General features: G+C 50.1%; 27 protein-coding genes, 3 tRNA genes, 1 other RNA gene and 1 pseudogene. 21 read left to right on the plus strand and 11 right to left on the minus strand.

What is annotated here, in order from left to right:
• A partial coding sequence (locus K9W43_00005) for a hypothetical protein (GenBank protein ID MCF2135611.1) occupies window positions 1-886 on the minus strand: 886 nt, incomplete at its 3' end.
• Window positions 887-971: 85 nt separating this feature from the next.
• Between K9W43_00005 and K9W43_00010 the strand changes: the two genes are divergently transcribed.
• Entirely contained in the window at window positions 972-1,679 is a 708-nt protein-coding gene (locus K9W43_00010) for a hypothetical protein (GenBank protein ID MCF2135612.1), read from the plus strand.
• Window positions 1,680-1,703: 24 nt separating this feature from the next.
• Here the strand turns inward: K9W43_00010 and K9W43_00015 are convergent.
• A tRNA-Asp gene (locus K9W43_00015) sits at window positions 1,704-1,842 on the minus strand.
• Between the two features lie 699 nt (window positions 1,843-2,541).
• On the opposite strand from K9W43_00015, the gene K9W43_00020 reads away from it, so the two are divergent.
• The 9 genes and pseudogenes from K9W43_00020 to K9W43_00060 all read left to right on the plus strand — a co-directional run bounded on the left by K9W43_00020 (window position 2,542) and on the right by K9W43_00060 (window position 13,354).
• A tRNA-Lys gene (locus tag K9W43_00020) sits at window positions 2,542-2,647 on the plus strand.
• Window positions 2,648-2,810: 163 nt separating this feature from the next.
• Window positions 2,811-6,185: a DNA-directed RNA polymerase subunit B gene (locus K9W43_00025; protein MCF2135613.1), complete on the plus strand. Its 3,375-nt coding sequence runs from the start codon at window positions 2,811-2,813 to the stop codon at window positions 6,183-6,185.
• A 1-nt stretch (window position 6,186) separates the two neighbouring features.
• Window positions 6,187-8,909 (plus strand): annotated as a pseudogene (locus K9W43_00030) (DNA-directed RNA polymerase subunit A').
• A gap of 64 nt (window positions 8,910-8,973) precedes the next feature.
• A complete protein-coding gene (rpoA2, locus tag K9W43_00035; protein ID MCF2135614.1) occupies window positions 8,974-10,140 on the plus strand; it encodes a DNA-directed RNA polymerase subunit A'' in 1,167 nt (388 codons plus the stop codon).
• Between the two features lie 155 nt (window positions 10,141-10,295).
• On the plus strand, window positions 10,296-10,583 hold the full coding sequence (locus K9W43_00040; GenBank protein ID MCF2135615.1) for a 50S ribosomal protein L30e: 288 nt from the start codon (window positions 10,296-10,298) through the stop codon (window positions 10,581-10,583).
• A gap of 10 nt (window positions 10,584-10,593) precedes the next feature.
• Window positions 10,594-11,028 (plus strand): NusA-like transcription termination signal-binding factor, encoded by a 435-nt coding sequence (locus K9W43_00045; protein ID MCF2135616.1) that lies wholly within the window; start codon window positions 10,594-10,596, stop codon window positions 11,026-11,028.
• 111 nt (window positions 11,029-11,139) lie between these two features.
• A complete protein-coding gene (locus tag K9W43_00050) occupies window positions 11,140-11,583 on the plus strand; it encodes a 30S ribosomal protein S12 (protein MCF2135617.1) in 444 nt (147 codons plus the stop codon).
• 10 nt (window positions 11,584-11,593) lie between these two features.
• Window positions 11,594-12,253, plus strand: a complete 660-nt coding sequence (locus K9W43_00055; protein ID MCF2135618.1) for a 30S ribosomal protein S7 — start codon at window positions 11,594-11,596, stop codon at window positions 12,251-12,253.
• A gap of 168 nt (window positions 12,254-12,421) precedes the next feature.
• The gene (locus K9W43_00060) at window positions 12,422-13,354 is read left to right on the plus strand and encodes a DMT family transporter (GenBank protein MCF2135619.1); all 933 of its coding nucleotides are present in this window, start codon (window positions 12,422-12,424) and stop codon (window positions 13,352-13,354) included.
• Here K9W43_00060 and K9W43_00065 read toward each other — a convergent pair.
• A tRNA-Ser gene (locus tag K9W43_00065) sits at window positions 13,333-13,418 on the minus strand. The genes K9W43_00060 and K9W43_00065 overlap by 22 nt on opposite strands.
• Window positions 13,419-13,575: 157 nt before the next feature.
• An RNA gene (ffs, locus tag K9W43_00070) (signal recognition particle sRNA) lies at window positions 13,576-13,887 on the minus strand.
• 81 nt (window positions 13,888-13,968) lie between these two features.
• Here ffs and K9W43_00075 point away from each other — a divergent pair.
• From K9W43_00075 to tuf, 3 genes are all read left to right on the plus strand, one after another.
• Complete coding sequence (locus tag K9W43_00075; protein ID MCF2135620.1) at window positions 13,969-14,187, plus strand: hypothetical protein; 219 nt, start codon at window positions 13,969-13,971, stop codon at window positions 14,185-14,187.
• A gap of 39 nt (window positions 14,188-14,226) precedes the next feature.
• On the plus strand, window positions 14,227-14,628 hold the full coding sequence (locus K9W43_00080) for a hypothetical protein (GenBank protein ID MCF2135621.1): 402 nt from the start codon (window positions 14,227-14,229) through the stop codon (window positions 14,626-14,628).
• Between the two features lie 156 nt (window positions 14,629-14,784).
• Entirely contained in the window at window positions 14,785-16,092 is a 1,308-nt protein-coding gene (gene tuf, locus K9W43_00085) for a translation elongation factor EF-1 subunit alpha (GenBank protein MCF2135622.1), read from the plus strand.
• 111 nt (window positions 16,093-16,203) lie between these two features.
• On the opposite strand, the gene infB is transcribed toward tuf, so the two are convergent.
• On the minus strand, window positions 16,204-17,997 hold the full coding sequence (gene infB, locus K9W43_00090; GenBank protein MCF2135623.1) for a translation initiation factor IF-2: 1,794 nt from the start codon (window positions 17,995-17,997) through the stop codon (window positions 16,204-16,206).
• Window positions 17,998-18,147: 150 nt separating this feature from the next.
• Between infB and K9W43_00095 the strand changes: the two genes are divergently transcribed.
• The gene (locus tag K9W43_00095; protein ID MCF2135624.1) at window positions 18,148-18,813 is read left to right on the plus strand and encodes a nucleoside-diphosphate kinase; all 666 of its coding nucleotides are present in this window, start codon (window positions 18,148-18,150) and stop codon (window positions 18,811-18,813) included.
• A 59-nt stretch (window positions 18,814-18,872) separates the two neighbouring features.
• Here the strand turns inward: K9W43_00095 and K9W43_00100 are convergent, their stop codons facing one another.
• The 4 genes from K9W43_00100 to K9W43_00115 form a co-directional block, all read right to left on the minus strand.
• The gene (locus tag K9W43_00100) at window positions 18,873-19,073 is read right to left on the minus strand and encodes a 50S ribosomal protein L24e (GenBank protein ID MCF2135625.1); all 201 of its coding nucleotides are present in this window, start codon (window positions 19,071-19,073) and stop codon (window positions 18,873-18,875) included.
• Between the two features lies 1 nt (window position 19,074).
• Window positions 19,075-19,299 carry a 30S ribosomal protein S28e gene (locus K9W43_00105; protein MCF2135626.1) on the minus strand — a complete coding sequence of 75 codons (225 nt, stop codon included), beginning with the start codon at window positions 19,297-19,299 and terminating at the stop codon, window positions 19,075-19,077.
• A 24-nt stretch (window positions 19,300-19,323) separates the two neighbouring features.
• Window positions 19,324-19,695: a 50S ribosomal protein L7Ae gene (gene rpl7ae, locus K9W43_00110; protein ID MCF2135627.1), complete on the minus strand. Its 372-nt coding sequence runs from the start codon at window positions 19,693-19,695 to the stop codon at window positions 19,324-19,326.
• Window positions 19,696-19,800: 105 nt separating this feature from the next.
• Window positions 19,801-20,790 (minus strand): iron-containing alcohol dehydrogenase, encoded by a 990-nt coding sequence (locus K9W43_00115; protein ID MCF2135628.1) that lies wholly within the window; start codon window positions 20,788-20,790, stop codon window positions 19,801-19,803.
• Window positions 20,791-21,023: 233 nt separating this feature from the next.
• Between K9W43_00115 and K9W43_00120 the strand changes: the two genes are divergently transcribed.
• The 7 genes from K9W43_00120 (at window position 21,024) to rpsB (ending at window position 24,682) form a co-directional block, all read left to right on the plus strand.
• The gene (locus K9W43_00120) at window positions 21,024-21,521 is read left to right on the plus strand and encodes a 50S ribosome-binding GTPase (GenBank protein MCF2135629.1); all 498 of its coding nucleotides are present in this window, start codon (window positions 21,024-21,026) and stop codon (window positions 21,519-21,521) included.
• Window positions 21,522-21,775: 254 nt separating this feature from the next.
• On the plus strand, window positions 21,776-22,576 hold the full coding sequence (locus K9W43_00125) for a DNA-directed RNA polymerase subunit D (GenBank protein MCF2135630.1): 801 nt from the start codon (window positions 21,776-21,778) through the stop codon (window positions 22,574-22,576).
• A 14-nt stretch (window positions 22,577-22,590) separates the two neighbouring features.
• Window positions 22,591-22,953: a 50S ribosomal protein L18e gene (locus K9W43_00130; protein MCF2135631.1), complete on the plus strand. Its 363-nt coding sequence runs from the start codon at window positions 22,591-22,593 to the stop codon at window positions 22,951-22,953.
• A 10-nt stretch (window positions 22,954-22,963) separates the two neighbouring features.
• Window positions 22,964-23,416, plus strand: coding sequence for a 50S ribosomal protein L13 (locus tag K9W43_00135; protein ID MCF2135632.1), 453 nt, complete (start codon window positions 22,964-22,966; stop codon window positions 23,414-23,416).
• Window position 23,417: 1 nt separating this feature from the next.
• Window positions 23,418-23,816: a 30S ribosomal protein S9 gene (locus K9W43_00140; GenBank protein ID MCF2135633.1), complete on the plus strand. Its 399-nt coding sequence runs from the start codon at window positions 23,418-23,420 to the stop codon at window positions 23,814-23,816.
• Window positions 23,817-23,829: 13 nt separating this feature from the next.
• Complete coding sequence (locus K9W43_00145; protein MCF2135634.1) at window positions 23,830-24,045, plus strand: DNA-directed RNA polymerase subunit N; 216 nt, start codon at window positions 23,830-23,832, stop codon at window positions 24,043-24,045.
• Between the two features lies 1 nt (window position 24,046).
• Window positions 24,047-24,682 (plus strand): 30S ribosomal protein S2, encoded by a 636-nt coding sequence (rpsB, locus tag K9W43_00150; protein MCF2135635.1) that lies wholly within the window; start codon window positions 24,047-24,049, stop codon window positions 24,680-24,682.
• Here rpsB and K9W43_00155 read toward each other — a convergent pair.
• A complete protein-coding gene (locus K9W43_00155; GenBank protein MCF2135636.1) occupies window positions 24,679-25,071 on the minus strand; it encodes a DUF126 domain-containing protein in 393 nt (130 codons plus the stop codon). The two genes, rpsB and K9W43_00155, sit on opposite strands and share 4 nt — an antisense overlap.
• On the minus strand, window positions 25,068-26,255 hold the full coding sequence (locus tag K9W43_00160; GenBank protein MCF2135637.1) for an aconitase X catalytic domain-containing protein: 1,188 nt from the start codon (window positions 26,253-26,255) through the stop codon (window positions 25,068-25,070). The genes K9W43_00155 and K9W43_00160 overlap by 4 nt, the downstream gene beginning before the upstream one ends.

Here is a 26,255-nt window from a genome sequence, read left to right on the forward strand (position 1 = left end):
TGGCTGCATCCCGCGCCTTTCGTTCATCTCTCTGTGCGGCACGGACCAGCCAGTCGAGAAACCGGAGGGTCAGGGTCTGTACGCGATAGGGGGAGGACTCATGGTCACGGCCCTGAATGGGGCGAGGAAGCTTCAGATGGAAGAGGACCTCGTTCTCGCGGTCCCTGTCGAGGCTGAACCAGTAGCCCTGTCCGGGCATGTTCTCGGTGGACGCTGAAAAATCACAGACTGTCGAGAGCATGAGCGGGGTCTCGAACGGGTACTCTTTCTGTAACCAGGAACAGATGGTCGAGGCTGCTAGTTCCAGCACTGATCCCTCTTCTCTGACATATTTTGATACACGTCTGCGTTGAGAACTCCGCCAGCCCAGTGGTTCTTCACGACTCTCCAAGATCACATGGTCGAGCCGCTTTCTCAGCTGTCGTGCTGCGGAGAGGGCATAGTAATACGAATTTCCATTCTTCTTCTTGAGGGAGTCCTTCATCAGGTGAATGAGTTCTCGTGGGACATACTTGTTGCCCAAGAGCCGTCTGAGCAGGTCACGATCGTTGTTCAGGACTTCCAGTCCTGCTATTACTAACTGTCGCCTCATCCAGTCACTCTGGATAATTCTTGCCGCCTGCTCTAGTGCGTTCCGATACAGCCGTTCATATGTCTTCTCTCGGATCTCCTCATTATCTTTGTATGCCAGAGGCCTCTCACGTTTCAGAACTACGTAGCCATGACCATATTCATCGATCAGTGCAGTTCCTATTTGCTCTAACAGCGCATCATCACTATATATACGAGAGAGGACCTCATTTATCAGTCCCACATACTTCGTAAAATGGGTATCGAGAATATCCAGATCTATCCGTTGTATCTTTCGTCCTGTCCCTCTGCCCAACACCTCCTTGGCCGTCTGACCGTCCGCGACCCTTGTCTTTGAGCCTCTGAGTACTGGTCTTGATTATGTCTCTGGGTCATGGCAGGTGCGAATATCATCTCGCGCGGGCGTCGGCGTCGGTGTAGGCAGTCTGAGTCGTATCGAATCGATCACTCTGAATCTCAGGCAAGTGATCCTGCTCGCTCAGAGTAAGGGCTTCTATGACGTAGATGATGATCGCTATTATCGATATCAGGTTGAGCTGAGAGGTATTGGAGGTCTCAGATTGCCTGCCTGGGCGCTGACTTTCAATAGGTTCGTGGAGATCCTGCGCAGAGCGCGCTATCCCGTTCTTGGTGACTATGACTCCGGGGACTATGATGGCCCTGACTATGATGCGGTGAACGAGGATGGTCCTGACTATGATGAGGTAGACTATGATGGCCCTGACTATGACTGGGTCCCAGATGATGAACTCGAATCCGAACATGAAGTGCCGGAGAGTGTGGTTCGCCCCTCTGAACGCCTCTTTACCGGCGAAACGCACGAACTGGTTGAGGTCGTGGCGTCACCATGGCAGGGCATCGTGGTCACCTTCTGGGATCGGATGGAACAGGTCAGGGTGCGAATCCCTCTGGATCTCCTACTGAGTGACCTCCGCGCAACTGGCATCTGGCGCGAATCTATCGGCGAGATCCTTGATCGCGCCCTTCAGAGGGCTGGCGTGCGCCTTGATTTTAATCTGGATGGTGCTCTGAGGCTGAACTTTGAACGCTTCCTTCGTGAGCATGGTGTCAAATTGCTGGAAGCGTGAATTGTCGTGTGTGAAGAAAGAGGATGGCGCCCCCGCCGGGATTCGAACCCGGGTCTCAAGATTAGCCCGCTACGACCGCCACGGGCGAGCGCGTGACAGTCTTGAATGCTATATCGGACTTCCCAGGGAATCTGGGAAATTGGCCGGACTACACTACAGGGGCACCGGAGTGGATGGTCCGACGCGAACAGTTGACGATGAGGTGACGAATTGAAAATCTATTAAACTTGTCGGACGGTACGAAGTCGGAAGGGCGGAGGTGATTGGAGAAATTTAGCGATTGCAGTGAGGATTGGAAGTCGGATCATTTTAGGCGCAGGACTGAAAGAGTCAGGCCTTGTAAAAAATCCGCAGTCGAAGATCCTTCAATGCCGATGGCCTCTCCAAGTTATGAGTTCGGTACGCCATAGCGGACAGTTCTACTGTGAACGCACGGCCGGCGCATCACAGGTTCTATGAGTTAAAATAGTCCGATCCCACACTCACAGACAAGAATCGTGTGACATGTCATAGTCTTCCCGTACTTGGATGCCCGATTCAAGTATCGCTACGCCCTGCTCCGTGCAGTTGCTGGGGGCATGGGCTGGCGAGTGTTTGATCCCCGCACGGTCGAACAACGGACTCGACCAAGATTTATAACGGCTCGCGTGGATGAAAGGAACGTGGTCAGAACGGCCAGAACAGATAAGCTGACTCTCCAAATATCAGGCTTTATCGCAATGCTTTTATGTTTACAGAATTCCCCTCCATTGCTCAGGCAGAGCTGCTTCCCATCATGCAAGACCATATTCGACAGCCCCATCAAGCTAGGAGTACACTTAGTTTGGTATCTGTCGGAGCATGGATCGAAACACACACGGCAGGGCTCGTGGCGCAGCTAGGTAGCGCAGCAGGCTTTTAACCTGAATGTCCGGCCACTGTGTCGGGCAGGGAAAGGGTCGCGGGTTCAAATCCCGCCGAGCCCGCCACACTGTGAGAGTGGTCAGAATGATGGGGTGTAGTGAAATGCCAGGCAGAGAGAACGGGGCGGCTATTGCAGTCTATGACAGAACCTGAATTTCTACGGGTCGAAGCAATGGGAAGCAAAGTAGTCCGCAGTAGGATCTCCGTTCCTCACTATCAGGATGAGTGGTGACAAGTTTGGGCACAGAAGAACGTCAGAAGTACTGGCCGATCATAGAGGCATACTTCAAGGACCGAGGCCTTGTGGGTCAGCATCTGGACTCGTTTAATCGGTTTGTTAATAATGAGTTGCAAGAAGTCGTTGACAGTGTTGCGAAGATAACCCCCAAGGTCGAGGGCTATTATGTGGAACTGGGTAAGATCTATATCGAACCGCCATCCATTCGAGAGGCTGACGGGAGCGAGCATGCTCTCTATCCTCTAGAGGCGCGGATCAGAAATCTGACGTACGCCAGCAAGTTGTATCTGGACATGACTCCGGTCAAGACCGAGGGGGCGCAGACAACACGGCTTGAGACGCTCAAAATCTATATCGGCGATCTCCCCATAATGCTCCGAAGTGAGAAGTGTCTTCTGCATGGCATGTCCGATGAGGACCTCATCAAACATGGTGAGGATCCAAAAGATCCCGGTGGTTATTTCATCATCAACGGTTCCGAGCGCGTTCTTGTCACCCAAGAAGACTTGGCGCCAAATAGGATTCTAATAGAGGCGGCCAGCAAATCGTCAGGCTATTCGCACATTGCAAAAGTATTCTCCACCGCTCGTGGCTTTCGAGCTCCTGTCACCATCGAGCGAAAGCGGACCGGCGAACTCAGAGTGTCCTTCCCGTCTGTGCCCGGAAAGATTCCTCTTGCCATTCTGATGAAGGCCTTAGGACTCGAATCAGATCGTGACATCGTAGAGGTCATTTCAGATGACGAGGAGATACAAAATGAACTCATTGTCACTATTGAACAGTCTTCACCCATTAATGCCGGAACTGAGGAGGGCTCCGGTTCGACCCGTGAGAACGCTTTAGACTACATCGGAAAACGAGTAGCAGTGGGTCAGACTAAGGAATATCGTCTTGCACGTGCCGAGAAGGTCCTCGATAGATATCTACTTCCACACATCGGTACGGATCCCGAGCATCGCATGCAAAAGGCCTACTATTTGGGCCAGATGGTCGAGCGTCTTCTCGAGCTTGTTCTTGGGAAACGCCAACCCGATGACAAAGACCACTATGCCAATAAGCGGCTTAAGCTCAGTGGCGACCTCCTCATGTCCCTCTTTCGTGTCGCTCTCTATTCTCTAACACGTGACATCAAATATCAACTCGAGAGAACCGCAGTCCGCGGCCGTAAACCAAATATTCGTACGGCAGTCAGGGCTGATGTCATCACGCAGCGATTGAAACATGCTCTGGCCACCGGTAACTGGGTCGGTGGAAAGGCCGGAGTTTCACAATTACTTGATCGTACGAACTATATCTCTTCATTATCTCATCTGCGTCGTGTCGTGTCGCCTCTCTCCCGTTCACAACCCCACTTCGAGGCGCGTGATCTTCATGCCACTCACTGGGGCAAGATCTGTCCAAGTGAGACCCCCGAAGGCCCAAACTGTGGTCTTGTGAAAAACCTTGCAATGATGGCCTACATCTCTGTCGGTACAAATGAAGAGGCCGTCGAGCGAGTGCTCTTCAAGGCGGAGGTGGAGTCGATTGAGCATCGCCGTGGTAAACGCGGTGACAATTGGGCCGATGTATTTCTCAATGGCCGGCTCATCGGTATACATCCTGCACCTAAGGTCCTTGTCAAGACAATGCGCCAGAAACGGCGTGCAGGCGAGATCGACTATGAGGTCAACATCGCATACTACGAGGACACACACGAGGTGCAGGTCAATTGTGATGCCGGGCGAGTTCGCCGTCCTGTGGTCGTGGTGGAGAACGGGAAGAGCAGGCTCACAGACGAGCATCTGCGAATGATTGAGGACGGCGAGTGGGGCTTTCAGGATCTTCTTCGTAATGGCATAATCGAATTCCTTGATGCCGAAGAGGAAGAGAATACGCTCATTGCTATGTATCCTGATGATATTACTTCCTCTACAACCCATCTGGAGATTGTGCCTTCCACTATTCTTGGTATCTCGGCAGCACTGATCCCCTTCCCCGAGCGGAACCAGTCGCCACGTAACGTCTACATGGCGGCAATGGTCAAACAATCTGTGGGTGTTCCTGCATCGAACTTTGCCTATCGTGCCGACACACGTTCACACTTCTTCCACTATCCACAGGTTCCACTGGTCAAAACACGTGCCATGGACTCGATCGGCTACGAGGAGCGACCAGCCGGGCAAAATTTCATTGTAGCAATTCTGTCCTTTGAGGGGTATAATATTGAAGACGCCCTCATCATGAATAAGGCCTCTATAGATCGAGGCCTTGGCCGAAGCACCTTTGTCCGTGTCTATGAGAGTGAGGAGCGCAAGTATCCCGGAGGCCAGGAAGACCAGTTCACCATCCCTGACCGGAGCGTGAGGGGCTATCGTGCCTCTGAGGCCTACCGTAACCTTGGTGACGATGGGATCATCGAGACCGAGGTCGAGGTTCAGGGTGGCGATGTCCTCATCGGTCGGACTTCACCCCCACGGTTTCTCGAGGAGTTCTCCGAGTTTGAGATTTCCTCTCCGAACCGTCGTGAGACCTCTGTGGCCGTGCGCCATGGCGAGTCGGGTGTTGTAGACCGTGTGATCCTCACCGAGACCATTGATGGTAACCGGTTGGTGAAGGTCAAGGTCCGTGACCTACGTATCCCCGAGCTTGGGGACAAGTACGCCTCTCGTCACGGCCAGAAGGGTGTTATCGGTTATATCGTCCCACAGGAGGACGTACCCTTCACCGAGGATGGAGTCGTTCCTGACCTGATCATTAATCCACATGCTATCCCCAGTAGAATGACCATTGGCCAGATTCTCGAGATGATCGCCGGGAAGGCTGCCTGTATGGAGGGTGTGCAACAAGATGCCACTCCGTTCTGTGGGGTTTCGGAGGAAGAACTCTACAAGATACTCCACGAACACGGCCTACAGTACTCCGGTCGTGAGACCATGTACTCTGGCATCACTGGCGAGAAACTTCAGACTACTGTGTTCATTGGTGCTATCTTCTATCAGAAACTGCACCACATGGTCGCTGACAAGATCCATGCCCGGGCGCGAGGTCCCGTTCAGATCTTGACGCGCCAGCCTACTGAGGGTCGAGCACGTGAAGGTGGTCTGCGCTTTGGTGAGATGGAACGCGATGTCCTCATTGGTCATGGTGCTGCTATCCTCCTCAAGGGCAGGCTACTCGACGAGTCTGACAAGAGTAACATGCTCGTCTGTGAGAATTGCGGCCTGATAGGCGTTTATGACCGCAACAAGGACACGTACTACTGCCCCATCTGTGGGCCAAATGCCAAGATCAGTAGTGTCGTCGTCTCCTATGCTTTCAAACTTCTCATCCAAGAAATGATGTCTCTCGGTCTCGCCTGTAGACTGAGACTCAAGGAGCTGATTTAATATGCTATCTGGACTCAGTATTAAAAAAATCGATGCCGTTGAGTTCGGACTCCTCTCCCCTGATGACATCCGTAAGATGTCTGTTGCCCAGATCGTCGTTGCCGATACCTACGACGAGGACGGCTACAGTATCTCCAGCGGAATCATGGATCCGCGCCTTGGCGTGATTGATCCCGGGCAGCGGTGCCGGACCTGCGGGAATCGTGTTGGCAATTGTCCCGGTCACTTTGGCCACATCGAGTTGGCCAGACCAGTCATGCACGAGGGCTATGCCAAAGTCATTCACAAAGTCTTGCGTGCCACTTGTCGGCATTGCAACCGCCTCCTCCTCTCTGAGGACGAGATTGTCGAGTTCGAGCAACTCTTCAAGCGGTATCCCGAGATTGGCGAGCGTACCGCCGTCCTCTCCAAGGAGATTCTCAAGCGTGCGGCTAAGGCCAAGAATTGCCCTCACTGCGGCGCCGAACAACTCAAGCTCAAACTGGAGAAGCCCACCTCAATCTATGAGGTCGGTGAGACCGGTTCAGTTCGGCTTACACCTATCGATATCCGCGAACGATTGGAGAACATCTCCGACCGCGAGTATCGACTCATGGGCATCAATCCCAGTGCAGCCCGGCTTGAGTGGGCAATATTGACAGTCTTGCCAGTCCCTCCTGTTACTGTCCGTCCATCCATTACTCTTGAGAGCGGGGTTCGATCAGAGGATGATTTATCACACAAGGGTTTGTTCAAACAAACATTAATACCATTAAATGTTTGTTAGGTGATTTCCACCTAAACTGTGAACTGATAGACATCATTCGGATCAACCAACGCTTAAGGGAGAACTTGGACGCAGGAGCGCCAGCGCTGATCGTAGAGGATCTATGGGAGCTGTTGCAGTACCACGTGACGACGTACTTTGACAATGGCGTGAGCGGTATACCACCAGCGCGACACCGGAGCGGGCGAGCTCTGAGGACGTTAGCGCAGCGTCTAAAGGGGAAGGAGGGACGGTTCCGATCCAATCTTTCCGGAAAGCGAGTGGACTTTTCTGCACGGACGGTGATCTCACCAGACCCGAACCTGAGCATGAACGAGGTAGGAGTGCCAGAACAGATAGCAAAGATACTGACGATACCGCAGCGAGTGACGGAATGGAACATAGAGGAGATGAAAGAGTTAGTGATCCGGGGGCCGGAGAGGCATCCGGGGGCGAACTATCTGATCCGGACGGACGGGAGACGAGTGGACCTGAGGTTTGTGAAGGACCGGACGATCATAGCGGACACGATGGAGCCGGGGTTCATAGTGGAGAGGCACCTGGCAGACGGTGACATAGTCTTGTTCAACCGACAGCCGTCGTTGCACCGGATGTCGATCATGGCACACGAGGTGCGGGTGATGCCGTACCGAACATTTCGATTATCATTATACGTATGTCCGCCGTACAATGCAGACTTTGATGGGGACGAGATGAACCTGCACGTACCGCAGTCGGAGGAGGCGCGGGCTGAGGCACGGGTACTGATGAGAGTGCAGGAGCAGATCCTGTCACCGCGGTACGGTGGTCCGATCATAGGAGCATTACAGGACTACATCTCGGCGGCGTTTTTGTTGACGCGGAAGTCGAGTCTATACACGCTGGACCGGGTGAACCAGTTGATGGCGGTGACGGAGTTTGCAGGGAAGTTGCCGGAGCCAGCAATCAAGGCGCCAGTGCAGTTATGGACTGGGAAGCAGATCTTCAGCATGTTCATCCCAGAGGGGATCAACATCTCGTTCAAGGCGAACATCTGCAAGAAGTGTGATGTCTGCACGAAGGAAGACTGCGAATACGATGCGTATGTAGTGATTCGCGACGGTAACTTGGAGTTTGGAGTCGTGGATGAGAAGGCCTTTGGGGCCGGAGAGCCTGACTCACTGTTCCATCGGATCATCAAGGAGAAGGGTCCCACAGCGGCGCGGAAGTTCATGGACTCGGTTGGCCGGCTACTGGTGCGGCTAATCACGGATCGTGGGTTCTCCTTTGGGCTGGACGACGTGACGCTTCCAAAGGCGGCGTCTGAGCGGATTAAGGTAATACTGAGTGAGGCCGATGAGAAGGTGAACAAACTCATCGAGGCGTACAAACGTGGTGAGCTGGACCCGAACCCGGGGCAGACCCTACTGGAGACACTCGAGCAGCGTATCATGGCGGTTCTTGCAAAGGCGCGAGACTCGGCCGGAGAGGTTGCAGGAGAGCACCTTGGGTTGGAGAACTCGGCTGTGATCATGGCACAGACTGGAGCGAGAGGCTCACGACTGAACCTCTCACAGATGGCTGCAGTCGTAGGGCAGCAGGCCGTACGAGGCGAGCGAATCAAACGTGGATACAAGGGGCGGACCCTGCCGCACTTTGAGAAGGGTGATCTTGGAGCCCGAGCACGAGGCTTTGTGACCTCGAGTTACAAGAGTGGACTTGATCCAATAGAATACTGGTTCCACGCAGCAGGAGGGCGAGAGGGCCTTGTGGACACAGCAGTACGAACAAGCACCTCCGGATACATGCAGCGACGGCTGATGACCGCACTGCAAGACCTGAAGGTGGAATCAGATGGCACGGTACGGACCGCCAGCGGGCGAGTTGTACAGTTCAAGTTTGGAGATGATGGAGTGGACCCGAGTAAGTCTGACCATGGTCGGGCTGTCAATATTGATATTGCCATCGAGAAAGTGCTCGGTAAGAGCAGGATCAAGTAATAGAGAGCGACGAGGAAGAAGAAGATTAAGGACGAAATCGTAGTAACGGAGGAATGAAAGAAAGATGACCCAAAATCCAATCGAGAGTCACATGGAGAAGCGGTTCACAAAAATAAGAGAAGCGCGATTACTCCCTCCCCGAGTGCTCGAAGAACTTGAGACCAAGCTCCGGCAGATTGACGGACTCACCAAGAAAGAGTTCGATAAGATTTGCGACCATGTAGTGGACTCTTACGAACGCTCCCTTGTAGAGCCCGGCGAGGCAGTAGGGACCGTTGCTGCTCAGAGTATTGGCGAGCCAGGCACCCAGATGACTCTACGAACCTTTCACTATGCAGGAGTCGCAGAGTTGAGTGTCACGCAGGGTCTTCCACGTCTCATCGAGATTGTTGATGCTCGGAACATACCTAGTACCCCCACAATGAGAGTGCATCTTGTGCCCGAGATTGCAGGTGATAAAGATGCTGCACGGGCAGTGGCACGTAATATCGAGATGGTTCTTGTTGAGAGCGTTGCCAGCAATATCTCCATCGACCTTCTCAGGCAGGCCATTGACATCCGTCTGGATCCCGAGTTGATGGAGGACAAAGGTCTCGTTGCAGAGGACATCTCGACGGCAATAGAGGCCAAGATCAAGAATAAGGGCGAGGTGGAGACTGATGGGAACACGATTTTTGTCTATCCGCTCAATGACACACTCACCGAGCTTCAGCGCTTCAGTGAGAAGATCCGAGAGGTCATGGTCAAAGGGATACAGGGTGTGACGCATGTTGTCATCAGAAAAGAGGGTGACGAGTATATTCTCTACACTGAGGGGTCTAATCTCCAAGACGCACTTGAGATAGAGGGAGTGAATCCGCATCGGGTCTATACAAACAACCTGAGCGAGATCTTTCAGGTGTTAGGGATTGAGGCCACCCGTAATGCAATCATCAAGGAGGCAATGAGCGTGCTTGATGAGCAGGGAATGGACGTTGATATTCGTCATATCATTCTGGTGGCTGACATGATGACTGTGGAGGGTGAGATTCATCAGATTGGTCGTCATGGTATCTCGGGCTCAAAGAACAGTGCCTTGGCACGGGCCGCCTTTGAGGTCACAATCAATCACCTATTAGGAGCTGGCATTGCTGGCACGGTTGATCCTCTCAAGGGAATCACTGAAAATGTTATTCTTGGCCAGCTTATTCCTCTCGGGACTGGGGCCATTGACCTGCTCATGACCCCATAGAACTATGGAGTGACCGATTATGTGCCTCTGTTTCGGCTGCCTGTCCACGTACGTACATGGCGCAACCGTTAAAACCAGAGGCATTTTTCACAAGGTCACTCTGGACTATATTCAGAACCACAACATCATAGAAGAATGAGGTATTCGCGTTGAGCATGAATCAACCAATTGCAAGTGCAGTCAGTACAGGCCGATGTAAAATAGGCGCAAAGTCGTCCATTGATGCGCTCAAGAAGAGAGAGGCACAGCTCGTTGTCATTGCGGCTAATTGCCCCGCCAATGAGACTTCCGATATCGAACGATATGCGGAGATGAGCGGTACGAAGATCTACAGGTTTAATGGCACCTCTTGGGACTTGGGCGAGATCGTTGGAAAGCCCTTTATGGTTTCAGCTATTGCCATTATCGAGCCTGGCGACTCTAAGATCTTAGAGATGGTGTGAGGCGGTAGTCTTGCCTCGAGTACGGCTATCCATGGATGACATGGCCTTAATTGCAACCTTTGAGCGTATCACAGGTGTGTCTGCTGTTGATGTGATTCAGGACGACACAGGCAACCGACTCATCTTTGTGGTTCGCCCCCGTCAGCTAGGAAAGGCCATAGGAAGAGGTGGCTCAACGATTCTCTCTGTTTCTGATGCTTTTGAAAAACATGTTGACGTTGTGGAACTTGCCGATACCGCAGAGGAGTTCATAAAGAGCGCCCTTGCCCCCGCGCGCGTAGAACACATCAAGATACAGGAAGATCGCCGTGGGCATCTTGTTGCACACGTCACGGTGAAGGCTGAGGACCGAGGCATTGCCATTGGTCGGGATGGCCGTAATGTGGCGCGGGCTCGTCTTCTGGCAAAACGTCATTTCGGTCTGGACAATGTTTTGATTGTATGATCTTATTGAATTCTTTTCTCTCTCCCGTTTCATAATGCTTTTAAGGATAGAACAGGGCGATGCACTGACCACCCATAGAGTAGACTATGAATCTTATCAGAGGTAGATTACGTGACAGGTTCGAAGAGTCCGCTGGGCGAGTTTGCGGCAAGACCGCTTCGCTCAAAGAGAAAACGATTTCGCTGGAAAAAGGCCAGCAACAAGCGCAGAGTGTTAAAGCTCAAGAGAAAGACTGATCCTCTTGAAGGTGCACCACAGGCAAGAGGGATTGTCCTTGAGAAGGTGGGCGTGGAGAGTAAACAGCCCAACTCAGCCATACGAAAATGTGTCCGTGTACAATTATCGAAGAATGGTAAGCAAATCACGGCCTTTGTTCCGGGTGATGGCGGTCTCAAATATATCGATGAACACGATACTGTCATTGTTGAGGGTATTGGTGGTGCTATGGGTGGAGCAATTGGGGACTTGCCTGGAGTACGCTGGCGCGTTTTCAAGGTCAATGGTGTGAGCCTCGAATCACTGATCTATGGCAAGGCCGAAAAACCAATTCGATAGGTGGTTGCATATGTCTGAAGAAGAACGTATCGATGAAATGCAAGGTGACGAGTTCGAGCGGCCACCACGCGAGCCCTCTCTTTTCCTATTATTTGGCAAGTGGGATCCCGCCGAGGTCGAGATCAAAGACATTGGCCTACAGAGATACATCTCACTCAAGCCCGTTCTCATTCCTCATACCTCTGGTCGTCATGCTAATCGTCGATTCCACAAGTCCAGAGTGCCTATTGTTGAACGTTTTGTCAACAAATTGATGAACGCTGGGAAACGAAAAGAGAAAAAGACCCGCACTGGCCGTGGCGCTGGGAAGAAGATACGCGCGATTGGTGTAGTCCGTCGTGTATTTGAGATCATCAATTACCGTACTGGTCTAAATCCTATTCAAGTCCTTGTGACCGCAATCGAGAATGCAGCACCCGCCGAAGAGACCACTCGTATCTCTTATGGTGGAATGGCATATCCTCGTTCAGTGGATGTCGCTCCACAACGAAGAATTGATCTTGCCCTGCGGTATCTCTCAGTAGGTGCTACTCGTAATGCTCATAATAGTGCAAAATCGTTTGAAGAATGCATAGTTGATGAGTTGCTTCTTGCCTACAAGGGCGACCCTGCAAGCTTTGCAATCGCTCGCAAAGACGAGCGCGAACGTGTTGCACGTTCAGCCCGATAATCTGGCTGACAACGGCTGCACTAAACGGTGCAGTCCGTCTTTCCTCTTTTTGTTTTATCAAGTGTTGAAACTTGGTCAGAGAGTGACTGGTGTGAATCTGTCACTGCTCCAGTAGACTAAAGTATCTTGATGGAAGCGGACGAGCGACAATAGATGAGTGTGTAGATCGTGCGGCAGGTATTTGCTTGGTTGGCTCTGCTCATTACCACTGTGGCTTGGGCATCCTCACTAATTTTTGCAAAGATTGTCTATTGGGAGGTCCCTCCCATTCATTTTGTCGCTCTTCGTTATACACTGGCCCTTCCCTTTCTCCTGATTGTATTGGTCTTGTATAGTAAGGGCCGCCCTCCGCTTCCTAAGACTCGTTCTGAGTGGAAGATTCTTCTGGTGGTCGGGTTTTCAGGGCCGTTTCTCTCTCAAGTTCTTCAATACATTGGCCTTAGTATGACCACTGCCGCAGAGACCCTGATGCTCATCAACATGAGCCCTGTATTTACTCTCATCCTTGCAGCGATAATCCTTGGCGAATCAATCACTCCTAAGAAGATTGGCGGCTTGGTATCTGCATTCTTGGGGATGGCCCTGATCGTTCTTGGTGGTACTCCAATGACCGGATCGGTTGAGGCAGTTCGTCTGGCTGGTGACACGATTGTGGTGATCTCAACATTGCTCTTTGCAATCAATGGGGTTTCTGGGAAAATCGCTGTCCGAAGTCTGGATTCGGTGGCTGTGACCTTCTACAGTACACTTATTGGTATTCCCTTTATGTGGCTCTCAGCTCTACTACTTGAAGATCCATTGACTGTGTTCTCAATCAGTCTGGGGGCATGGTATATTCTAGCATGGGTTGCAATCATCAATACTGTTGTTGCCTTCATTCTCTATTATGAATCAATGAGGTACATTGAGGCCTCTCTTGTGCAGATCGGGCTTAGTCTGATCGCTGTATGGGGTGTCCTCCTTGCAATAATCTTTCTTGGGGAACCCGCTCTCTCTCTACAATTTGTCGGTGGAGGTCTGACATTATTGGGAGTGGCCTTGGCAAATCTCTCAGCCACCAACGATTATCAAGAATTGGATGGCGCCGGGGGAGGGATTTGAACCCTCGTGTGCGGAGCACACCAACTTAGCAGGCTGGCTCCTTACCAGGCTAGGAAACCCCGGCTATAGCAAGAGCGACAATGATTCTCTCTTAAACATTATCGTGAGTCATAGATTTTCATGGAGGCTAGAGCATTATAGCTCATTTAGTACATATCATTTGTCTATTGACATGCTGCAGCAGTCATTTGAAAAATACGAATGATCTGCTATACAAGGTGCAGCGGCCCCGCGGCCTCGGACGTCCTTCCCCCCGGCGCGGATCTCGCACCATTCTCGAAGCGGCTACCTCTGAGGCTCCACTACTCTTCCTTAGGGCTGTTCCCGCCAGGGCCTGACCCGGTTCGGAAGTCTAAGCCAATCCCGGCAGTCCTACGACTACCGCTATGACCGTAGCAGACTTCAGAGACCGCTCGTCATAGTCCGGTACGAGGGCACACGGGAGTCCGGTTTCGCCCTCGGCGTTGGTTACTGGTCCCGGCTATTGCCATACCGGTCACAGGTCGCGGCAAACGACCCGACCCTACCCGCTGCATGATGATAACTCTTCGATACGCCTAAAAAGATTGCCAAGGGACATACACACAGTAGATGGCCAATAAGGTGAGTATTCGATGCTGTTTAAATTCCAAGACGACTCTTCTCGTTCGAGGCGCGTACTGGTGATCGCTGTTCTTCTGCTCCTAATCTCTCCGGGAGCATTGTTGATATTCATTACCGATTCACGAATTGCGCCCTTTCCCCTTATTGTGATGGTCATAGTGTCTGCTGTATTTCTCTACTGGCTGGTTCACTGGCACAATCATCATTACATACAGCAAGATTTTCTTTGATAAAGCTGGTTGGATTGCTGCTCCTAGAGGCTGGTTGCTATGAACGCGGAATCGGGAGGCCCTGCAAAGCGCGATTGGCGCGTCACATGGACTAAGATCTTTGTTATTATCTTCATGACCGCTCTCGCACTACTTGGTGCATCGCACCCTGGCTCTGATTCCTATACCTCATTCACACTTCCTGCTATGATTATTCCCGGCTTCTTGCTTGTCATCATGATCTGTCTTTCAAGGAAGCACAGTCGGTCAGTTGATCTTGCAGAGGATGAGGCGATCTTTGCGATTCTGGAAAAGCATGCCGCCCCTGCATTGAGAGTGGAAGGTACTGATTTCTACCGATGCCCCTCTTGTGACATGACCTTTGACATTATCAATGCAGTTCAACAGGAAGAGAACGTCTATTTGTGTCCCTTTTGTGGCGTTCGGCTCTTTATCGAATGAGCGCTTGCTATCCGTTCCGGTAGAGGAATGCCATCACGCAGTGTGTCTTGAAGACAATGTACTTTGTCGAAAGCGTTAAAAGCAACCCCCGAAGTGAAGGGCAGAGTCTGTCCTGTATAGAGGACCGACTAAAAACGCGAAAGGAGAATTAATGCCTTGTCCAAGAAAGAAAAGGAGCACCTGAACCTCGTCGTCATTGGCCATGTTGACCATGGTAAAAGCACGATGACTGGCCGGCTCCTATATGAAACAGGCGCTGTTGATGAACGAACGTTCCAACAGTACAAGGCCGAAGCAGAGAAACTTGGGCGGCCCAGCTGGGCATGGGCTTTTGCGCTGGACCGTCTCAAGGAAGAACGTGAACGTGGTCTTACAATTGACATTGCGTTCTTCAAGTTCATGACTGACCGCTACTACTATACCATTATTGACGCACCCGGCCATAAAGACTTCATCAAGAACATGATCACAGGTGCGTCCCAAGCCGACGTAGGATTGTTGGTCGTGTCGGCTAAGAAAGGTGAGTTCGAGGCTGGAATAGGTCCCGGTGGTCAGACAAAGGAACATGCGTATCTTGCCATGACCCTTGGTGTGCCCAGTTTGATCGTCTGTATCAATAAGATGGACGATGATAGCGTCAAGTACAGCGAGGACCGCTACAAAGAGGTCAAGGAAGAGGTAGAGGGATTCCTGAAGAGCATCGGTTACAAGACCGATAAGATCCCATTCATCCCCACTTCTGCCCTCGATGCTGCCAACCTGAGCAAGAAGACCCCCGACCTGACCCCATGGTATGATGGACCCTGCTTGCTTGAGGCTCTAGACGCTGTCGAGCTTCCACCCAAACCAGTTGACAAGCCCTTGCGCGTGCCAATCAATGATGTATACTCTATCAAGGGTGTTGGTACCGTGCCAGTCGGTCGTGTCGAGACTGGTGTCATGAAGCCTGGGATGAAAGTCATCTTCATGCCTCCGAACAAGACTGGTGAGATTAAGTCAATCGAGATGCACCATGAGCAGTTGCCTCAGGCAATTCCTGGTGATAACATCGGTTTCAATGTGCGTGGTATCGAACGTAAGGATCTAGGACGTGGCGACGTTGCTGGTCCTGTTGATTCCGCCCCCACAGTTGCAGCCGACTTTACAGGGCAGGTCATGGTCATTCAGCACCCAACTGCAATCACTGTTGGTTACACTCCAGTCATCCATGCACACACTGCACAGGTTGCCTGTAGATTCGATCAGCTCCTGAAGAAACTTGACCAACGAAGCGGCCAAGTCATTGAGGAGAACCCCGACTTTGTGAAGAAGGGTGAGTCCATGTTGGCAAAACTTGTACCCCTCAAGCCAATGGTCATTGAGAAGTACAAGGAGTTCCCACAGCTCGGACGATTTGCAGTACGTGACATGGGAATGACCGTTGCAGTCGGTGTCGTTCTCGATATCACTCCACGTGCCAAATAATTGTGTACAACATACTGAACCGGGCCTAATGGGCCCGTGTTCCGCTTCTTTTTTCTTGTTTTACTACTACTACTACTACTACTCTACTCACGACGGAAGTTGAGTAGTATCTTATACAAATGCCCCACTATTTCTCTTGATTTGGGTGATCTCTTCGAGAATCTCTAGTTCGGCTTGAGATAGGTCTTCTTTGAACTTTTTACGGAGGGCAAAAATGTGTTTGTCGGGAATATCGACATACAGGGTCTCATCCGTCTTGACTTGGCGGCCAATCGTGGGTCCTCGAATCGAGACTGCAACTTCCATACCCTCAGTAGCCTCATCGATATTCACCCCTCGGTCTTGTATCTGCATAATCGTTCCTACTCTCTTACCCTCTGCATTCATCAATGCAACCTTGGGTCTGATGACTCCATGAACACGCACTCCTACAATTGCGGGATCTTTTTGTCGAAAGATATAGTCTGGAATGACATCTATCTTTCCCGGGCGGATGATATGCGCAAGTGATTCGGCCTTAGCCTGTTCGCGTTTGACTATTAACCATGCATTGTAATCATCATAGAGTCGATAGATGACCTCATTGAGAAAGATCTCAACTCCATATTCAGCAGCAAGGTCTTCAATGCCCTGTGCTACTTTGACATTGAACCCCAAAATGACCGCGTTTAGAGGGTCTGTGTCCCCAGCCGCACTTGCCTCAAGAACATCCCGCTTGACTATCGGCCCCACATCTGCCACTCTGACAGGGACGTTTCGTTCTTGAAGAAATTGAGTGACTGCCTCTAGGGATCCCAGTGTGTCGGTCTTCAGTACTATTCCTGAGGAGTTTCTGTGAATTCTAATAGCCCCGACTTCCTCTTGGACTTTCTGTTTGACCTCCTCGAGCTTTTCAAGGTCCTCAACACCAAAAACGGGAGCTCCTGCAACTGCACCGTGAATATCCGGCGAGACTATCTTTACACCAGCCGCTGCATGGACTTCATCCACATGTGCGAATTTCTCACGAGGGTCTCTGATCTCATCAAGCGGCTTTGGAAGTAGAAGTGCGCGTATTTTTGCAACAATGACTTCTTCGAGCCCTCCGACGACAACTGTATCCGTTTTTCTAAGGACCCCATCATAGATGATTGTGTCGAGTGTCACGCCAAGACCGGTTTCTTCTCGAACCTCAAGAACAACCCCTTTGGCTGGTCCTGTAGATACAAGTAATCTATCTTTCATATACTGCTGCGTGAGACCCGCTAAGACCATTAATAGCTCAGGAATGCCCTCACCAGTTTTGGCACTTGTGGGTACGATTGCTACATTTTTAGTAAAATCAGTAATTCTATCGAAACGTTCGGATAAGATGTCGTTGGCGGATAGGGCCCCCACAATCTCGTAAAGCCTCCTATCGACCTCCATTTGAACACTCTTACTCTGTGCCTTGATGGCGGCCGCCAAGGGTAGTTCGGGATGAGGTTTCCAGCCGGGAACCTTATCCAGCTTGTTTGCAGCTATTAAGAAAGGAGTCTTTCCGGAGCGGAGGATCTTCAACGACTCGTAAGTCTGTGTCAGTGGCCCCTCATTGATATCGATGACCAAGATGGCAATGTCCGCAATTGCGCCGCCGCGTCTTCGAAGATTGAGGTACGCCTCGTGTCCGGGTGTGTCGATGAACAATAGGCCTTCGATCTCGAGTTTGGTCTTTACAGCCTTTAGTAATGTTCCACACACAGAAAGGATAGTCTCGGTGGGGAAAAATGATGCACCTATGTGTTGTGTGATTCCGGCTGCCTCGCGATTCTGTACAGCAGTTCCACGCATCCTGTCAAGAAGGGAGGTCTTTCCGTGATCAATATGCCCAAGGACTGTGACTATTGGGGATCGTAGTTTTGGGGTTCCTGAGTCTGACTGTGGCATCGAGGGCGCCTCACAACGAGTTGCTTGCGACTGACAAGTTGTAGTTTATGAAAGTTGCCTTACGGTGTATTCTTGGCCTTATGGCATTGTCACAACTCTAAAATAACACAAACTTTGCGAGTGGCATAGTCATAACTAATGGTGACCATAATGGAACGATCTCTAGTAATAATCAAGCCTGATGGGACTGTGCGTCGAAAGATCGGTGCCCTTGTCATCAAGGCACTCCGTGATAGAGGATTTACTATTCGTGCATTCAGGGAGATGGAAGTTTCTCAAGCTCTTGCTGAGCAACATTATGCTGTACACAAAGACAAACCCTTCTTTCCGTGGCTCGTTCAGTTTATCACATCCGCTCGTGTGTTGGTCTTGATTTTCGAGGCCGACAATGTGATACAGGGCATTCGAGATGCGTTAGGTGCAACTTTTGTCCAGAAGGCAGCACCAGATTCCCTGAGAGGCAAATACGGTATTTGGGGTGGGATCAACATTGCTCATGCCTCAGATGCTCCTGAGACCGCCTCCAATGAGATTGCTCTCTGGACAAAGGAGGGAGGGCTCGTAGAGTCTGATGCTGCTGATGCAGAAGTCATGGCCTATATTGAAAAATATGCGAGTGATGGGGTCGATCATACTCTTGAGATTCGTGAGACCATCGTTAAGGCAATCGAGACAAATTCGGTATCTGATGATGTCCTACATTCTCTTGAAGACCTTCTTGGTCTTGACGCTCGCAATATTAATGACGAGGAAGTCAAGGCACTGGCTGAGGCTATTTTTGCTCTAGTTAAAGAAGAAGTTGAAAAGAAACAATAAGTGGCAGTAGGTGGCGCACTGCCACCTCTACTACCTTTTTGCGATTATTGACTACGGAACTATCTGCTGGTCTTTCCACCTTTCTGATAGCCTGCAGTCCATTTGGTATCTCTTGGTTTCATTCCTCGCTTGAGTGCAGCCACCTTGCACTTGTTCGAGCAATACCAATTCACAGAGCCATCTTTTGTGCGGACAAACGCAATACCTGTTCCTGGCTCGATATCCTTGCCACAGAAGGCGCATTTTTGCGTACCAACCATTTTATCGCCTCCTCATCTTTCGAGCCTCACGCTCTGTTTCACGGAGTATCAGGATATCGCCTAGCCTGACAGGGCCCTTGACATTTCTTGTGAGAACTCTGCCCTTGTCTCTCCCCTCGAGGATCTTCACTCGGACCTGTGTGATCTCACCGGTCACACCAGTCCTTCCAAGGAGCTGAATGACCTCTGCAGGAATGGCTGGCTCTCTATCTTCTTCCTTGCTCATTGAAATCCATCACCTAGCAACGTCTTATTTGCGTAGTGCCGCAATCTTTTCAACGACATCCGCAACAAGGTCCTTTGCCTTTCCTTCAACGAGAATGGAGGCTGCTGCTGTTGGTCGTTCAATACCCACGGCAGCTCCAATATCCTTCTTACCTTTCACAAAGATGTAGGGGATTTTTTTATCATCACAGAGGCCTGGCAGATACATGATCACCTCTGGTGGTTCTACATCTTCAGCAATGAGCACCAGCTTGGCAGTGCCTCGTTCGATGGACTTGGTGGTCTCATTGATTCCTTTCTTAACTCGTCCTGAGCCTCTGGCTCCTTCAAGGGCTTCAAGTGCCTTCTTCTGAAGCTCTTCAGTAGGCTCCCAATCTACAAAACTTGGTTTAGGCATTTTTTAGTACCTCTGTCTTACACTTCATTGGTATGACCCTCACTCAACATAGAGTGAGTTCCTGTCGCTGTCATGCCCTTGTCTTTTAAAACTGTCGAAGTGAATCTACTCTTCACTATATAGTTCATTGATCATCCGGCGAAGCTCATCATCTGCTACTCCCTCGAGAACACTATGCCTTTCGCGTTTTCTCATGATATTAAGTGCATGATGAATATCATCAAGGAATTGTTCCATAGTAATTGACATAGAGGACAGCGTGAGGGGCAGATCTCTTGCGACCATTATCTTGCGAATCTCGTGAGGGTCGTAGAGAGAATATCCTGCTTTTTCGAGATAGTGGAGGCAGAGTGGAGTTGCAAAGATCACTTGTAATCCATGAAGGTTATGTTCTCTTCGTTCCATTGCATGAGAGATCGCATGTTCAGTCCCCGAACATGGTCGTGAGCTCCCCGCAAGATACATCGCTTTTCCGGCATCGATCTCCGCCATGATTAGAGTTTCCAAGCTCTCATCAGATAGTACCGTGTCTAGTGCATGTTTAGTCAGTTCAAAGGCTTCCTTATTGAACGACTCCCCATGAATCTCGTTTGCCATTTTCCATTCGCTAAGACTTGAGGTCTTGCAGAGAATATCTCCCGTCCCTGCAAGAAAGAGGGCTCTTGGGGCTTGCGCTATGATTTCTAAGTCCGCAATGACTGCAATCGGAAGCTTGCATCTCTTTGAGTATCGGTATCCGTTATGGCTGACTGAGGCTGCTTCACTTGCAATCCCATCATGTGATGCGGCTGTTGGCACTGATATCCACTCAAGACCCGTTTCAGCAGCAATGAGTTTTGCAGTATCAATACTTCTTCCTCCCCCAAATCCCACAATAACATCTGCTGTGGCTGAAGGTTCTCGTTTTTCTGGATGGTCATCCACCATTATCCATGTCGGGTCCACATCAAGAAAATCATCCAAGATCATCTTGTATTTATCAAAAATGATTGCATCTGATACGAACATGGCCTGGCCATATTTTGCCACTATCTCTGGTAGTGCCTGAAGAGCTCCCTTCTTAATGACTACTATCTCTGGACCTACAATTGCCATGCTATCAGACCATCCGCATTATTCTCATTCCTCTTGTTAAGAGCTTCGATATATGGCATGATCTCAGTGTTGGCCTTAAATTATTCAGACAACTATCTACCTACGAGTGGATGCGATATGGAGTCAAGATTCGACTTGAGCCATATATGAAGTGAGTGTTACTATCGTAACACGATAGCTGATATTCCAATGTTGGTAGACAAAATCGTAATACTACGCTGGAGTTGCTGAATATGACCCGATACGTCAAGGTCGCGCTTATGGGTGCTGGTTATGCGGGTAAATCGACGTTGATTCGTCTCCTTACCGATGATGTGACTAAACTGGACTCGAAATACAATCCTACAGCCGGAATGGACTGTGGGACAATTACACTGGATAATACAACAAAGATTTCTCTCATTGAGATGGGTGGGCAGACTCACTTTGAGTTTATGTGGCCTGATCTCATGAAGGGGAGCCAAATGGTCGTTGTAGTCACAGAGAGTACACCAAAGGCTGTTCTCAAGACCCGCCAATTATTGGAAAAATACAGGGAATTTCTTGTTGGGAAACAAGTGATTGCAATTGCAAACAAGCAGGATATTTCTGGTTCAATGAAGCCTGCATCGGTACAGGACTTGTTAGGTGTACCGACCTATGGAATGGTTGCGATTGATCCCAAGCAGCGGCTCCACGGTTACCGTCTAATCGTTGATGGACTCAGAGACATGGTCCAGATGGCTGCATAACCCGCATACTGACCGGAATTGATGGCTCCCCCAGATTCGCGTTTCAACGAAATTTTAGAGTGATCTGTGGGAGCTTATCATTGACGTATCACGCATAATTTTGCCTATGACAACGCTTTTATGTACTGTCAAGGCAACGCACCATTACCCAGGACACGGGCGAGTGAGCTAATTGGCCAAATGGTCCTTAGCGAGTCCGTTCGGGAATAGTGTCTTTTGGGTGGACACGTACAACCTCTAGGTTTGGTGATAGAGTGGAAATCACAATCATACACATGGAAGACAATGTGTGCCACTTCCTCATCGAAGGAGTCGATGTAGCATTTGCGAACGCATTACGCAGAACAATGTTGACCCGTCTGCCTTCGATGGCAATAGATGAAGTGCTCATCCTTGAGAACACAAGCGTCATGTATGACGAGATGTTGGCACACCGGCTTGGTTTGGTCCCCCTTGTCACGCCTCTTGATGACTACAATCGTCCTGAGGAGTGTGATTGTGAGGGTAAAGGCTGTAGTCTTTGTCAATGCACTCTGACACTTGAGGTTGAGGCTGGGGACGAAGAGGTCATGGTGTATTCTGGTGACCTGCAGTCCCAAGATCCCAAAGTCGTACCCGCCATAGACAAAATTCCCCTCGTGAAGCTCGCTCCTAGGCAGAGCCTAATTATTGAGGCGTACGCTCGTCTTGGAACTGGTCGGGAGAATGCCAAGTTTCAACCAGTTTCAACAGTTGCTTACAAGTATGTTCCCGCCGTTAGTGTGGACAAATCGAAGTGTACCAAGTGTGGTGCCTGTGTCGAAGTCTGTCCAAAGAACATCTTCAATCTGGATGGTGGTGTAATCTCTACCCAGAATACACTTGCGTGTAGCCTCTGTGAGATATGTGTCCGAGAGTGCGAACCCGGTGCGATCACAATCGATTCGAAACCAAATAGCTTTCTCTTCAAAGTGGAATCTACCGGAGCTCTCTCCCCTGAAGAGATCATAGAACGCTCAGTCGAGCTTCTCAGGGAGAGGTTTCGCACAGCTCTTGACTTTGCAAACTCTTTGTAGGAGCGGAAATACAGATGGTTCGATCTGGTTCAACTGATCCAAACACACGTGCGTTACTTAACTTGTTGAGGAAGACTTCAACAAAGCATAGTGTCAAGATTTGGAAGCGAGTTGCTGAGCTGATAGCCCGGCCAGCAAGAAAACGTGCAGTGGTCAACATAGGAAAAATCGATAGGTACACAAAAGATGGGGACATCATTGTGATTCCTGGCAAAGTGCTTGGGGCTGGAGTTCTTACCCACAAGGTCACTGTGGCAGCTCTTAATGCCTCTGCAACAGCACGCTCAATTATAGTGGGTGCTGGTGGCTCACTAATATCGATTGATGAACTGCTGACCAAAATACCCGCAGGAAGCGGTGTGACTATTATTACCTGAGGTGGTCTTGATGAGTGAACGAAGAGTTAAGGTCTATGATGCCGAAAATATGGTTGTGGGTAGACTAGCCGCAAAAGCTGCAAAGGCCGCCCTACTTGGTGATCTTGTGATCATAGTAAATGCCGAAAAGGCGATAATCACAGGCGACAAAAGGACAGTCATTGATGCGTATAAGGAGAAGCGAAATATTCGGACTTCCTATAATCCTCGGAAGGGACCATTCCATCACCGACGACCCGATAAAATGGTCCGACGAATGATTCGAGGGATGCTCCCATATCCCCGGCCACGTGGGAAAGAGGCATACAAACGGGTGAAGGTCTATATTGGTGTACCTGATGAATATTCTGGCACAGAGAAGATTATTCTTGAAGGAGCGAGATATACAAGCCTTACACGAAAGCATATTACAATTGGAGACCTCTGCTACGAGCTTGGCTGGAGGAACCCGGAGGTAGTTTAAGATGCGTGTTATAGTTTCAACTGGTAAACGAAAGACCTCGTTGGCCAAGGCCACAATTAAAGAGGGCAAGGGCCGTATCCGAATTAATGGGGAACCATTAGAGATATTGCAACCAGAAGTGGCAAAAGCTCGGATCATGGAGGCATTGCTCCTATTTGGCGAAAACTGGACAAAGTATGACATCAAGGTTCGAGTTCGTGGTGGTGGCTTCATGGGACAGGCCGATGCTGTCCGGATGGCGATTGCTACTGGTCTGATTAAGATCAGTCAGGATTACGAGGCGCGTTCTCGAATGTTGGAGCATGATCGAACAATGCTTGTTGGTGATCCTCGTCGTACTGAACCCAAGAAGTTTGGTGGGCCCTCGGCAAGGTCCAGATATCAGAAATCATACAGGTGAGGTGTTATAGAAAATGATTATTCCTGTTCGATGTTTTACTTGTGGCAAAGTTGTGGCCGACAAGTACGAGGAGTTCAGGCGTGAGGTCCGACAGGGTGCAGATCCTGGAGAAGTTCTTGATCGTCTGGGGCTGCATCGATACTGTTGCAGGCGAATGCTTCTAGCACATATTGACATCATTGATAGTTTCATGGCATTTGCCACAGTTAAGGTTGAGGAGGCACAATAGTTTGAGTGAGGCTGAGATTAGCGAAACCGACCTTTTGACATCATTGGACAACTATCTTGCGGCAGGGTGCCATATCGGAACTCATGTGAAGACCGAAGACATGGAGCCTTTTGTCTACCGACAGCGACCTGTGGGACTTTATGTTCTGGATGTGCGAAAGACCGATGAACGACTGCGTGTTGCAGCCAAGTTCATTGCACGATTTGACCCGTCCAAGATTGCAGTGGTGTCTGGCAGGCTTTATGGTAAGAAACCCGTGGAGACCTTTGCGTCATATATCGGTGTTAATGCATTTACGGATCGTTTTGTCCCCGGTACCTTGACCAATCCCAATATTGCGGGTCCACGAGTATACATTGAGCCTGATCTTGTCATACTGACCGACCCTCGTACTGATCAACAGGCTCTGACCGAGGCATCACGCATTGGAGTGCCTGTTATTGCTCTCTGTGACACTGATAATGTTACCACCAATGTGGATCTCGTTGTTCCCACTAATAATCGTGGGCGAAAAGCATTGGCACTGGTATATTATCTCCTGACTCGCCAGGTGTTGATCGAACGTGGGGACATCCCTGAGGATGCCGAACCCGCTTTCACGCATGAGGACTTTGAGCCACAAGTTCAGAGGTTCTAGCTCAATATGGTGATGACGCCTTTATCGGCGTCCACCTCCACTTTTTGTCCCGTCTTTAATTTTTCAATATCGATCTTGTCTATTGCAGGAATCTCGCTAATGATGCAACCTACAGCAATAACCGGGTCTGTATTCCTGTTGATGATCGCTAAAGGTGCTTTCCCTGTCTTCTTTAACGCATAGAGGACATATGACCCCACTGTACTGCCCTTTCCAGTTGGGAAGACCAGCACTTTTCCCGCAACGCTTTGTCCCTCAAGTGGATGATCCTTTTCAACTATCTCCCCTGTATCCGGGTCGCACCCACCATAAAATGATATGTCTGCATCAGTGAATAGGATCTCCCCTGTGGTCTTTCCCTTGAATATTCGTCTTCCCTGCAGTTTCATGATGTCGCCTCCCTGATACATTCTTCAACAGTTCGTATCTTTATCTTGAACTTGTTTTTCCCTCTTGCATAGAAACATGCCTTTGCGGAGTCAGTCATCAGTCCTTTGAATCGGCCCTTTAACGGGGCAACCGCGCAACAGGCATCACTCACTAAGAATGCTCCCGCGCTCTCAATCTTGTCATAAAATCCCATCTTGATTGCAAGATCTTTGGTCGGTCTTGCAGTGGTTATCCATACCGTCTTACCCTCTGTGACCTGTTTACCCTCCAACATTTCCGCTATCTTGGCGATCTCCTTGATACTTGCATGTGGGCAACCTATGCTTATGAAGTCAATCTCAGCATCTTCGTCATCAAGTGCCGACCTAGCCTCATCAAGATCTTCCTGAGTAACAATCTCGACCTTCTCCGGAATGGGTGTCTTGTTAGGTGTGATTCCCTCGATATGAAATATCCCCAGTCCTCCATAAGTTGCTATGGACGCGCACAGGGACTTCAGTTCTTCTGTTGTTGCGCTTTTGATTCCTGTGATGAATGGGACTTGTTTCTTTGTTCGTGCGCCAATGACTTCTCCTAACAGACCAAAATCATCCGTCCCCTTTAGTTCTACTTGAACCTCATACTTGACTTGGGCATGGCGATTCTCATCCAGATGGAGTCCGTACTCTGCTGTGCGACCAGTGAGTGCTGCTGCAAGGGCACTTGGGCCTCCCTCTCGGTTAGTCCTTGCTCCTATTACTGCGTTAGCAAAGCAAACTGCTGATGACTCAGCCCATGCGACATGTTCGCCATAATGTGGCAAGTTTCCGATGAGATATGGTGTGCAGGTACATGTTGTGATGACTCCCATTTTAGCGAAGGCCTCAACAACTCGCTGTTGGTTGGCCGCAAAGTCTTCGGGAATACCATGCTTTTTCCACTCTGTAAGATCCATTCCGGCCGGGTTTAATGTGGTAAGTACTCGTACCTTTCCATCTTCTGCCATCTCATCGAGATACTCTAGACCCGGTTCGCCTAAATTATGGTAGGATACTCCTGCAATCTGTACACTGGATACGGGAATTAGTCGAGTCGCTCCATAAATCTCACCAAGTGTTGTGATGATCTCCATGGCCTTGCGTGTGGCCTTCCCATGTTTTCCCTCCAGCATCTCCTGCTCTTCTTTAGTCAGTTCGAGAACCAT

It is taken from the genome of Candidatus Thorarchaeota archaeon (assembly GCA_021498125.1).
In the GTDB taxonomy this organism is placed as follows: domain Archaea; phylum Asgardarchaeota; class Thorarchaeia; order Thorarchaeales; family Thorarchaeaceae; genus B65-G9.

Coding starts and splice junctions, on each gene's coding strand:
- K9W43_00135 (MCF2135632.1), top strand. CDS start 22,964: ATGAGTGAACGAAGAGTTAAGGTCTATGATGCCGAAAATATGGTTGTG.
- K9W43_00100 (MCF2135625.1), bottom strand. CDS start 19,073: ATGGTTGGTACGCAAAAATGCGCCTTCTGTGGCAAGGATATCGAGCCA.
- K9W43_00075 (MCF2135620.1), top strand. CDS start 13,969: ATGCTGTTTAAATTCCAAGACGACTCTTCTCGTTCGAGGCGCGTACTG.
- K9W43_00080 (MCF2135621.1), top strand. CDS start 14,227: ATGAACGCGGAATCGGGAGGCCCTGCAAAGCGCGATTGGCGCGTCACA.
- K9W43_00160 (MCF2135637.1), bottom strand. CDS start 26,255: ATGGTTCTCGAACTGACTAAAGAAGAGCAGGAGATGCTGGAGGGAAAA.
- K9W43_00115 (MCF2135628.1), bottom strand. CDS start 20,790: ATGGCAATTGTAGGTCCAGAGATAGTAGTCATTAAGAAGGGAGCTCTT.
- K9W43_00120 (MCF2135629.1), top strand. CDS start 21,024: ATGACCCGATACGTCAAGGTCGCGCTTATGGGTGCTGGTTATGCGGGT.
- rpl7ae (MCF2135627.1), bottom strand. CDS start 19,695: ATGCCTAAACCAAGTTTTGTAGATTGGGAGCCTACTGAAGAGCTTCAG.
- K9W43_00095 (MCF2135624.1), top strand. CDS start 18,148: ATGGAACGATCTCTAGTAATAATCAAGCCTGATGGGACTGTGCGTCGA.
- K9W43_00145 (MCF2135634.1), top strand. CDS start 23,830: ATGATTATTCCTGTTCGATGTTTTACTTGTGGCAAAGTTGTGGCCGAC.
- K9W43_00130 (MCF2135631.1), top strand. CDS start 22,591: ATGGTTCGATCTGGTTCAACTGATCCAAACACACGTGCGTTACTTAAC.
- rpoA2 (MCF2135614.1), top strand. CDS start 8,974: ATGACCCAAAATCCAATCGAGAGTCACATGGAGAAGCGGTTCACAAAA.
- K9W43_00155 (MCF2135636.1), bottom strand. CDS start 25,071: ATGAAACTGCAGGGAAGACGAATATTCAAGGGAAAGACCACAGGGGAG.
- K9W43_00105 (MCF2135626.1), bottom strand. CDS start 19,299: ATGAGCAAGGAAGAAGATAGAGAGCCAGCCATTCCTGCAGAGGTCATT.
- infB (MCF2135623.1), bottom strand. CDS start 17,997: ATGCCACAGTCAGACTCAGGAACCCCAAAACTACGATCCCCAATAGTC.
- K9W43_00040 (MCF2135615.1), top strand. CDS start 10,296: ATGAATCAACCAATTGCAAGTGCAGTCAGTACAGGCCGATGTAAAATA.
- K9W43_00055 (MCF2135618.1), top strand. CDS start 11,594: ATGTCTGAAGAAGAACGTATCGATGAAATGCAAGGTGACGAGTTCGAG.
- K9W43_00140 (MCF2135633.1), top strand. CDS start 23,418: ATGCGTGTTATAGTTTCAACTGGTAAACGAAAGACCTCGTTGGCCAAG.